Genomic DNA, 10,371 nt, shown 5'->3' on the forward strand with positions numbered 1-10,371 from the left:
AGATCGGTCTCCTGCACGAGCAGGCCACCGGAGACGTCCTTGTGGTCCAGGGAGCCCTCACGGACCGGGGCGTCCGTGCGCAGGATGCGGATGTTCTTCTTGCGGCTCAGCACCTCGGTCGCACCATCCTCGTAGCCGGGGGCGACGATCACCTCGGTGAAGATCCCGGCGACCTGCTCTGCCATCTCCACGGAAACCTCACGGTTCACGGCGATGACTCCGCCGTACGCGGACACCGGATCGCAGGCGTGGGCCTCACGGTGGGCGGTGGCGACGTCGTCTGCCACGGCGATACCGCAGGGGTTCGCGTGCTTGATGATGGCCACGCACGGCTCGGTGTGGTCCCAGGCGGCACGCCAGGCGGCGTCCGCGTCGGTGTAGTTGTTGTAGCTCATGGCCTTACCGTGGAACTGCTCGGCGTTGGCCAGACCACCGGTGGCACCCGGGGTGGTGTACACCGCGGCGGCCTGGTGCGGGTTCTCACCGTAGCGCAGGGTGTGGGCCCGCTCGTGGACCTCACCGATCCACTCGGGGAACTGCGCGAACTCACCCTCGGCGGTCTGCTCGGTCAGCCAGGTGGCCACAGCGACGTCGTAGGACGCGGTGTGCCGGAAGGCCTGGGTGGCCAGCAGGGTGCGCTCGCGACGGGTGTAGCCGCCGGCGTTCACGGCGTTGATGACGTTGGTGTACTCGGCCGGGTCAGTGACCACGGCGACCGACGGGTGGTTCTTCGCCGCAGCACGCACCATCGACGGACCTCCGATGTCGATCTGCTCCACACAGGCGTCGAAGTCCGCACCCGAGGCAACGGTCTCGGTGAACGGGTACAGGTTCACCACGACGAGCTCGAAGGGCTCCACACCGAGGTCCCGGAGCTGGGCGAGGTGGTCGTCCTTGCGGGTGTCGGCGAGGATGCCGGCGTGGACCCGCGGGTGCAGCGTCTTCACGCGGCCCTCGAGACACTCCGGGAAGCCGGTGAGCTCCTCGACCGGGGTCACCGGGACGCCGGCATCCGCGATGCGGGTCGCCGTGGAACCGGTGGAGACGATCTGGACGCCGGCGGCGTGCAGGCCCTGCGCCAGCTCTTCCAGACCGGTCTTGTCGTAGACACTGATCAGGGCGCGCCGGATGGGTCGCTGCCCGTTGTCGGTGGTGGTTTCAGTCATTGATCCAGACCTTTCGTCCGTCGATGGTGTAGCCGTACCGGGCCGCGCGGTGCAGGACGTCAACGATCAGCTGCCGTTCCACCGTCTTGATCCGTTCGTGGAGTGATGCCCGAGTGTCCCCGCGCAGGACCGGAACCTCCCGCTGCGCGATGATCGGGCCGGTGTCCACCCCGTCGTCGACGAGGTGGACGGTGGACCCGGTGAGTGCCACGCCGTAGGCCAGGGCATCCTCCACCGCGTGCGCACCCGGGAAAGCGGGAAGCAGTGCAGGGTGGGTGTTGATGATCCTGCCGCGGAACCGTGCGACGAACTCCCCGCCGAGGATGCGCATGAACCCCGCACCGACGATGACATCCGGACGGCGGGCCGCCACGGCATCGGCGAGGCGGCGGTTCCAGGCGTCCCGGTCGAAACCCCGCTCACGGTCGGGGTTGTACGCGACGAGGAACGTGTCCAGTCCGTCAGCGGCGGCCCGCTCCAGCGCGCGGCACGGGCGGTCCGCCCCCACCGCGACGATCTCGACGGACCCGTCGAGCCCGTCGATCATGGACTGCAGCAGTGTGCCTTCCCCGGAGGTCAGGACAACCACACGCAGGGGTGTCGTCGGGGTCAGGTCCCCCTGCTCGGGGGCCTCAGGGGGCGTGGACTCACTCACACCCGTCCACTCTACGGGGTGCGGTTCCCACGGGGAACGTCGGGGCAGGTCAGAGGACACCGCCACGGTGCGCTACCTGTCCTCGCCACCTTCTCCGGTCCCCCCGTGACCCTCGTCCCGCTCTTCTCCACCGTCCTCGCCGGGCACCGCCTCCGGGGCCGCGGGGTCCGCCGCCCCGACAGGGGACCCGTCCGGGCCGTCCCCGGCATCGGCCGGGGCCTCATCCGGAGCACTGTCCGGAGCACTGTCCGGGTCGTGCTCCCTCCCCGGTCCGGCACCGTCGGTGGGCGCGGACCCATGCTCGGCATCGTCGACCTCCGGTGCCGCGCCACCGGCACCAGGATCACCGACGGTCTCCGTGACCTTGCGGCCCGACCAGGCGACCCAGCCGAACACCACGGCCGACGGCAGCACGATCCAGCCGAGGAACAGCAGCGGCGTCAGCCAGAGCATGGGGCCCGTCGAGCCGTAGTAGCCGAGGTCACCACCGGCGAACCAGGCGACCAGCAGGCCGGCCGCTCCCGCGCACAGCCCCGCACCCACTGCGGTGAACAGCGGAGACTCGATGTAGCGGCGTCCGGCGAACCAGCGGTAGACGGTCACCACCGAGACGACCGCGGGGATGACCAGCAACCCCGGGCCCAGGGGGACCGCGTCGTTCGGCATCACCGCCAGCACCGGCAACGGGGGGAGATTCGTGTTCGTCACCGCGAACAGGGAAGCGCTGCCGTCACCGATGTGCATCTCGCCGCCCATGAGCACCGAGGCCGCGCCGACCGCGACGTTCGGGAAGTAGACCAGGCTCAGTAACGTCAGCCCCAGCACACCACCGGCACCGCCGGCGATGTCGAAGGCGCGTCCCACTGCGGCGTGGTTGACGAGCAGACTGATCCCGGCCGCCGTCGCACCGACGGCCAGCAGCACCTTGATGAACCGGTCGGCGAGCAGGACGGACTCGACCGGCCAGGTCGGCAGACCCCGGCGGAGCAGCAGCGCCCGCCAGATCCTCGGTCCGAGACCTGCGACGACCACCGCCCCGTTGAGCAGCCCGGTGGTCACCAGCGCATGGAAGAGGTTGGGCGGTGCGACGTCGAAGACCTTCGAGGCGTCCCACACCATGAACCAGGCGATGACGGTGAACACGACCGGCACGAGGACACCGACGGCGGCAACGGTCCGGATTCCCCGGACCGTGACGGTCGTCCCGCAGGCGGCCCGGATCCGGCGGGAGTGCGCGAGAAAGATGACGAGGGCGGGCAGCATGGGGGCGACACCGAGGTTCGCGCCGCTGATCGTCAGCGGCGCGAGGTTCGACAGCAGCCACACCGAACCGATGTAGGCGGGCACTGCGCGGAAGGTGGTGCCGATGGCGAGGATGACCGCGACGACGAGCGCCACGGCGACTGTGACACCGTGGTTGAGCAGGATGCCCGGACCGAAGCGTCGGAGGTGCGGACCCCAGACCGACTGAAAAGCACCCCGTCTCCCCTGTGGAACAGGACGCCCGGATGCCGTGGACACTGCTGCCACCGTGGCCGTCCCGGCCCCCGGACGTGGACGGGGGACCCGGGGGTCGGAACCGTGGGCTCCGTCGACGAAGCCTTCCCCGCCCCGGGTGACACCACGGCCGGTGCCGCGGTCGGTGCGGCGTCCGCTACCGCGGTCGGACGCCCGGTCGGACGCCCGGGCGGAACTCCGCGCACTCCCCCGCTCAGGGCCGGAGGTGCCCGCCCGTCGGCGCCGCTCCTCCGGCCCACGACCGGCGTTGCGCGACCGGGGACTGGGACGGTGACTGTCGTTGTTCACCCGTCCCATTGTGCCTGCCGTGGGGCGGACTGTCGGGCAGGGGCACGCCGGGGGATACGGACACCTCACCGCCCACCCCCCGACACACCGGACAAATATGACGCGTGAGCAGGGCACACGAGGCGGTTCCGTGGCGGTGCCACCCCCGGGACGACCTCGATGATGTTGCTGAACCGTGATTTTTCGCCGGAAGAGGTTGCCCGGTGGGCCCATCCCCATTAGAGTTCATCCACGTTAGATCACGATCCGGTCACGAAACGGCGACCAGAGCGTAACGAAGCCAGGGTGGACGGCCCTGAACCGATCACACGGAGACAGCGCAGACAATGACTGAAACGCAGCGGCCCACCAACCACCGGAAGATGGACACCTCGGCCAAGCGACGGATGGCCTTCGCGGCCGTCGCCGTGACCGGAGTCACCACCGCTGGTGCAGCCGGGGCCGGTGCCGCCACCGTCCAGTCCGCCGAGCGGGACGGCACCACCGTCGCCCTCGCGTCCGACGCCCGGGTACTCGCCCAGGGTGCCGCCTCGACCCCGTCCCTCGAGTCCGCCGCACAGATCCTCGCAGTGTCGCAGGACCTCAACTACGAGGACCTCACCGGCCAGCTGGCGAGCGCCCTGGACTTCAACGCCGCCCGCGTCGCCGCGGACCTCCTCTCCCGCACCCCGGCTACCGTGAAGCCGACCGACGGCGTCTACACCTCCGGCTTCGAGGTCCGCTGGGGCACCATGCACAAGGGCATCGATCTCGCCGCCCCGCTGGGCACCCCCATCGTCGCCGCCCAGTCCGGCACCGTCATCGATGCCGGCCCCGCCTCCGGCTTCGGCAACTGGGTCCGCATCAAGCACGATGACGGCACCATCACCGTCTACGGTCACATGCAGACCATCGACGTGACCGTCGGCCAGACCGTCACCGCCGGCCAGAAGATCGCCGGTGTCGGGAACCTCGGCTTCTCCACCGGCCCGCACTGCCACTTCGAGGTGTACCCCGACGGCGTCAACGCCGTCGACCCGAAGACCTGGCTCTCCGAGCGCGGCGTCGAGGTCTAGGACCTCCGACGGAGAGCAGCTCCCCCCCCCACCGTCCGGCCGTCCCCGGACGAGCGTCCGAAGAAAGCCCCCGTGTCCCGGTCTCCCGGATACGGGGGTTCTGCCACGCACGCCAGAGTCATTGATCGGCATGCGCGCCAGCCACCGGTGTGGTCAGGAGTGGCGGGAGTCCGTTACGGACCCGGCCCGCCCAGATGGCCCGGGGGTGGTCCGGGCGATCCGCCGGGGAACGCGGATCCCGGGCCGTCTTCCTGTCGTCCGCCCCTCCGGGTGTTCCCACCACCGGGCCGCGGCAGGCGCGTGCGGCCCACCGTGAGACCGGAGCCGTGTGGCCGGGCCTATTTCTCCCAGCCGATGTCCTGGACGGCGACGGAGGCGAAGCCCGGGGCACCGTAGTTCGCCAGCCCCGGCTTCACGGCGATGATCGCGGGGCCGTTGAAGGTCGGCATGATGCCGTAGGTCCCGAGGGCCTCCTTCTCCAGTTCGTTGGCCTTTGCGATCTGCTCGTCCGGGTCACCGATCTGCTGGATCTCCTTGATCCTGTCGTCCAGTTCCTTGGAACCGGTGCCGGAGAGGTTCAGCTCGGACCTGGAATTGTAGATCTGGTCCAGGTACGCCACGCCGAACGGGTCGGTGGAGCTGAAGCCCATCTGGAAGATGTCGAAGTCACGCTCGGAGGTGACCTTCGAGAAGTCGGAGGTCGGGCGCTCGCGGATCTGCAGATCCACGCCGATGTCCTTCATCATCTTCTGCAGTGCGGTGGCTTCGGCCTTGATCTCCGGGTCGTCGCCCAGCAGGCTGAAGCTCGGGGACAGCTTCTGGCCGTCCTTCTCGCGGATACCGCCGGAGCCCTCGGTCCAGCCGGCGTCATCGAGGATGGTCTTGGCCTTCTCCGGGTCGAAGGTGACCTCGGCGCCGTAGTTGTCGTCGTAGCCCTCCTGGGTCTGGAAGAGGAGGAAGGAACCCGGCAGGTCCTCGGTGTAGTTCAGACCGTTGAAGCGGATCTTCGCCAGCTGTGACCGGTCGATGCCGGTCATGACCGCCTCGCGGACCTCCTTCTCCTTCAGGATCGGGGACTGCGAGTTGAGGGTGACCAGGTAGTTGGACGGGGCCATGGCGGTGCGGATCTCAGCCTTCTCCTCACCCATGGACCGCGCGACCTGCAGGCGGTCCTTGGTGGCCACGGAAGCGGCGTCGATCTCGCCGGCCTGGAAGGCGTTGATGGTCGCCTGGGCTTCCAGGGCCCGGTAGGTGAACCTGTCGAGCTTGCCCTCGTCACCCCACCACTTCTCGTTCTTGACGAAGGAGACCTCGCCGGTGTTGAAGTCCACGCGGTCAACCTTGTACGGGCCGGCGCCCCACTCGGGGTGGAGCTTCTTGAGGTAGGCGGTGTTGAAGCTGTCTGCGTCGTTCACCTGGGTCGGGAGCAGGAAGTTGAACAGGCCCTCCCACCAGGGGTACTCCTGCCTGAAGGTGACGACGGCCTGCTTGTCGCTGTCCCCCTTGGCGACCGAGTCGATGAGGACGTAGCCGTCGGAGCTGGAGATGTTGTAGCCGTCGGCGTCGCCCTTGTTCGCTTTCCAGGTGTTCTCGAAGGTGGTCCAGTCGATGGGGGTGCCGTCGTTGAACTGCGCCCTGTCGTTGATGGTGTAGGTGACGACGGTCCTGCCGTCGACGTTCTCCGCCTTCGCGTCGGTGACGTAGTCCTCGTTGAAGCTGGCGTTGCCTTCACCGTCGAAGAGGACGATCTGCGGATTGTACAGCTTCCACACGTTGTTCGTGTAGAGGTTGCCGTCCGCCTGGAAGGGGTTCTGCTGTTCCGCGATCTCGGTGATGGGGAGGGTCAGCGTGCCACCGTCCTTGATCTCGTCGCGGGATTTCTGGTTGATGTCGGACGCGGCGACGGTGCCGGAGTCACTGGCCTCGGGGCCGTCGTCGCCGCCGCCGCAGGCGGCCAGGGTCAGCATGGTGACGGTGGACAGGGCGAGGACGCTACGGGTGCGCCACCGCCGTCCACGAGTCGGTGCGGAGGTGTGGAGCTTCATGGTTCTTCTCCTCTTGTCAGGAATGGGAGTGAAAGGGGGTGAAGTGCGTGAAGGGCATGGAGAGCGGGATCAAGCTGTCGGACTCGGTCAGGAACCCGGTGGGCTGCGACCGTCCCGTCGTCTGTGCTGTGGTCGCATCACATGCCAGTCCCTAGGCTCCGTTGCCCTGCAGAGCGGTCGCCGCCCGTTCGTGCCGGGCGCGTTCCACCGCCGGGTCGGGCACCGGGATCGCCGAGAGCAGCTTCTTCGTGTACTCGTGCTGCGGGTGGTCGAAGACCTCGTCGGTGACGCCCTGCTCGACGAACTCACCCTTGTACATCACCGCGACCCGGTCCGAGAGGTGCCGGATCACCGAGAGATCGTGGGCGACGAAGAGGAAGGAGATGCCGAGACGTCGCTTGAGGTCGTTGAGGAGGTTGAGGACGCCGGCCTGGATCGAGACGTCGAGGGCGGACACCGGCTCGTCGAGGACGATGAGCTTCGGGTTCGTGGCCAGGGCCCGGGCCAGGCCGATGCGCTGACGCTGACCGCCGGAGAACTGTCCGGGGAAGCGGTCGAGATGGTCGGGGTCCAGGCCCACCAGACCCGTCATCTCGACGACACGGTCGTCGATGTCCCCCTCGTAGCCGAGGGAGTACAGCGGCTCGGCGATGATCTCCTTGATCGTCTGGCGTGGATCCAGCGAGCTCATCGGGTCCTGGAAGACGATCTGGATGTTCTTGCGTGCGGCGCGGCGCTCGCGGTTGCTCATCGCGCCGGCGTCCTGCCCGCCGAGGAGGATGGTCGTGTCCTCCGGCGGGGTGAGGTCCATGATCTCGAGCAGGGTGGTGGTCTTGCCGGAGCCGGACTCGCCGACGATGGCCATGCACTCCCCTGCCCGGACCTCGAAGTTGAGGCCCTTGACCGCGTCCACGGTGCCGATGCGGCGCTTGACCAGCGCCCCCTTCATCAGTGGGAAGGACTTGTGGAGGTTCGTGACCTCCAGGGTCTGCTCCCGGTCCTCCCGGGGGACGCCGGCGTAGACGTCGGCGGGCGGTGCGGGGGCGACAAAGAGGTCCTCACCGTCCAGCTGGCCGCCACTGATCTCCCCGGAGCGGATACAGGCGGTGGCCCGCCCGGGCGCGTCCGCCAGGGGAAGGAGCTCTGGCTCACCGTCGAGGCAGGCTGCGGTGGCGACCGGGCAGCGAGGGGCGAAGGTGCAGGCGTGCGGCAGGTCGACCAGGGACGGGGGCGTGCCCGTGATCGGGGTGAGCGACTCCGACGCCGGCCGGTCCACGCGCGGCGTGGAGCCGAGGAGACCGACGGTGTAGGGCATCTTCGGCCCGCTGAACAGGGCATCCACCCCGGCGCGTTCGACAGGGCGACCGGCGTACATCACCATGACGTCGTCGGCGGTGCCGGCGACCACACCCATGTCGTGGGTGATCATGATCGTCGCCGCGCCGGTCTCCCGCTGGGCCAGCCGGATGACGTCGAGGACCTGCGCCTGGACGGTGACGTCGAGGGCGGTGGTCGGCTCGTCGGCGATGAGGACGCGGGGGTTGTTGGCGATCGCGATGGCGATGACGGCCCGCTGGCGCATGCCGCCGGAGAACTCGTGGGGGAACGCACGGACCCGCTTGTCCGGTTCCGGGATGCCGACCAGGTCGAGCAGCTCGACGGCCTGTTTCCAGGCGGTCTTCTTCGACACGTTCTGGTGGCAGAGGATCGCCTCGACGATCTGGTCGCCGACGGTGAAGACGGGGGTGAGGGCGGTCAGCGGGTCCTGGAAGATCATGCCGAGTCCGTTGCCGCGGATCTCGCACATGCCCCGGTCGGACATGCCGACGAGTTCACGGCCGTCGTAGGTGATCGATCCGGTGATCTTCGCGTGGTCCGGGAGCAGTCCCATCACAGCCATGGAGGTGACGGACTTGCCGGAGCCGGACTCACCGACGATGCCGAGGGTGCGTCCCGGGTAGAGGTCGAAGCTGACGCCGCGGACGGCGTTGACGGTGCCTGCCTCCGAGGGGAAGGAGACGGAGAGGTCGCGGACCGAGAGGACGGGGGTGTCAGTGCTTGTGTCGGTCATGCTCGGCCTCCTGCCGAAGAGTTGGGGTCCAGGGCGTCACGAAGGCCGTCGGAGATGAAGGCGACGGAGACGGTGAGCAGGGTCAGGGCTCCGGCGGGGAACCAGAACTGCCACGGGGCCGCGTTGAGGTTTCCGGCGCCGACCTGCAGGAGGGTACCGAGCGAGACATCCGGCAGTTTCACGCCGAGGCCCAGGAAGGACAGACCCGTCTCACTGGCGATGGTGGAGACCACGCCGAGGGTGAACTGGATGACCAGCAGCGAGCCGATGTTCGGGATCATGTGGCGGACGATGGTGCGGGCCTTGCTGACGCCCATGTAGCCGGCGGCGCGGATGTAGTCGTTCTCGCGGACTGACAGGGCCATCGACCAGATCACGCGGGCGGTCATCATCCAGCCGAAGACGACGAGGACGAGCGCCAGGAGTTTCCAGTCACCGCCGGAGCCGCCGACGACCAGCGCGGTGAGCAGGAAGGACGGGATGGCGAGCAGCAGGTGGATGAGCCACAGCAGGACCGTCGACACCCGGCCGCCGTAGAGCGCCATGCCGGTGCCGACCAGGGCCGCGATGACGGTGGTCCCGGTGGCGACCAGCAGGGCGATGGTCAGCGAACGGCCGAGACCGTGGACGGTCTGGGCGAAGAGGTCGTTACCGGCGTCCGTGGTGCCGAACCAGTGCTCGCCGGAGGGCTCGGTGGACAAATTGAGGAAGTCGGGGTCGCTGTAGGACCACTTCGTGAGGTGCGGGCCGACGACGGCCGCGAGCACGAGGAGGATGAAGATCACCACGCCCACGACCGCCGTCTTGTTCCGGAGGAACCGGCGGACGTAGAGCATGGTCTTGCTGGTGCCGCGGCGCTTTGCCTCGGCGACCGGGGGTTCCTGCGGGTCCGGGACGGACGCTGAGTTGTTCAGGTCCTGGAGGTTCTGGATGGTCATGTCAGTTCACCCTCACTCTCGGGTCGAGGATGACGACGAGAATGTCGGAGAGCACCGCGCCGATCGCGGTCGCGACCGCGCCGAAGGCGGCGACCGCGACGGCACCGTTGACGTCGTTCTTGCTGATCGTGTCGATGGTGTACTGGCCCATGCCGTTCCACCCGAAGATCTTCTCGGTCATCACGGCGCCGGTGAAGATGCCGGGTATGGAGAAGGCCACGTTCGTCGCGACGGGGATCAGGGAGGTCCGCAGCGCGTGACGGCGGATCGCCCTGCCACGGCCCAGACCCTTGGCCCGGGCTGTGCGGACGTAGTCGGCGCCGAGATTGTCGAGCAGCAGGCTGCGCTGCAGCATGTGGTAGCCGGCGTAGGTGATGATCACCAGGGCCACGCTGGGCAGGACGAGGTGCTGGGCACTGTCGACGAGCACCGGGAAGAACCCGCGGACGTCGGAGTTCTTCGATCCGGTGACGTAGAAGATCCGGTTGCCGGTGGTGTCGTTGATCCACCGGCCGACGGTGACCACCGCGACGGAGACCACGACGACGTGGAGGTTCAGGGTGATGATGGAGATTCCCTGCCACACACGGTCGCCGACCTTGTACTGACGGGAGGCGGTGTAGACACCGACGGCG

General features: G+C 68.4%; 8 protein-coding genes. 1 reads left to right on the top strand and 7 read right to left on the bottom strand.

The genetic code is table 11. The features are described 5' to 3' along the window. The 3 genes from purH to QZV72_RS12865 form a co-directional block, all read right to left on the bottom strand. Nucleotides 1–1,166, bottom strand: a 1,166-nt coding sequence (gene purH, locus QZV72_RS12855; RefSeq protein ID WP_297008975.1) for a bifunctional phosphoribosylaminoimidazolecarboxamide formyltransferase/IMP cyclohydrolase, incomplete at its 3' end; no start/stop codon positions are given. Then, nucleotides 1,159–1,821: a phosphoribosylglycinamide formyltransferase gene (gene purN, locus QZV72_RS12860; protein ID WP_297008976.1), complete on the bottom strand. Its 663-nt coding sequence runs from the start codon at nucleotides 1,819–1,821 to the stop codon at nucleotides 1,159–1,161. The genes purH and purN, both read right to left, overlap by 8 nt. Before the next feature lie 72 nt (nucleotides 1,822–1,893). Next, nucleotides 1,894–3,636, bottom strand: coding sequence for a DUF6350 family protein (locus QZV72_RS12865; RefSeq protein ID WP_297008977.1), 1,743 nt, complete (start codon nucleotides 3,634–3,636; stop codon nucleotides 1,894–1,896). A gap of 317 nt (nucleotides 3,637–3,953) precedes the next feature. On the opposite strand from QZV72_RS12865, the gene QZV72_RS12870 reads away from it, so the two are divergent. After that, on the top strand, nucleotides 3,954–4,682 hold the full coding sequence (locus QZV72_RS12870) for a M23 family metallopeptidase (RefSeq protein WP_297008978.1): 729 nt from the start codon (nucleotides 3,954–3,956) through the stop codon (nucleotides 4,680–4,682). 338 nt (nucleotides 4,683–5,020) lie between these two features. Here QZV72_RS12870 and QZV72_RS12875 read toward each other — a convergent pair whose 3' ends face one another. The 4 genes from QZV72_RS12875 to QZV72_RS12890 form a co-directional block, all read right to left on the bottom strand. Further along, complete coding sequence (locus tag QZV72_RS12875) at nucleotides 5,021–6,727, bottom strand: ABC transporter family substrate-binding protein (protein ID WP_297008979.1); 1,707 nt, start codon at nucleotides 6,725–6,727, stop codon at nucleotides 5,021–5,023. A gap of 151 nt (nucleotides 6,728–6,878) precedes the next feature. After that, the gene (locus tag QZV72_RS12880; RefSeq protein ID WP_297008980.1) at nucleotides 6,879–8,798 is read right to left on the bottom strand and encodes an ABC transporter ATP-binding protein; all 1,920 of its coding nucleotides are present in this window, start codon (nucleotides 8,796–8,798) and stop codon (nucleotides 6,879–6,881) included. Further along, the gene (locus QZV72_RS12885; protein ID WP_297008981.1) at nucleotides 8,795–9,736 is read right to left on the bottom strand and encodes an ABC transporter permease; all 942 of its coding nucleotides are present in this window, start codon (nucleotides 9,734–9,736) and stop codon (nucleotides 8,795–8,797) included. Before QZV72_RS12885 ends, QZV72_RS12880 begins: the two co-directional genes overlap by 4 nt. A 1-nt stretch (nucleotide 9,737) precedes the next feature. Continuing rightward, nucleotides 9,738–10,371, bottom strand: a 634-nt coding sequence (locus QZV72_RS12890) for an ABC transporter permease (RefSeq protein ID WP_297008982.1), incomplete at its 5' end; no start/stop codon positions are given.

Origin of the sequence: uncultured Corynebacterium sp., assembly GCF_902782855.1 — a bacterium.
Classification (GTDB): Bacteria; Actinomycetota; Actinomycetes; order Mycobacteriales; family Mycobacteriaceae; genus Corynebacterium.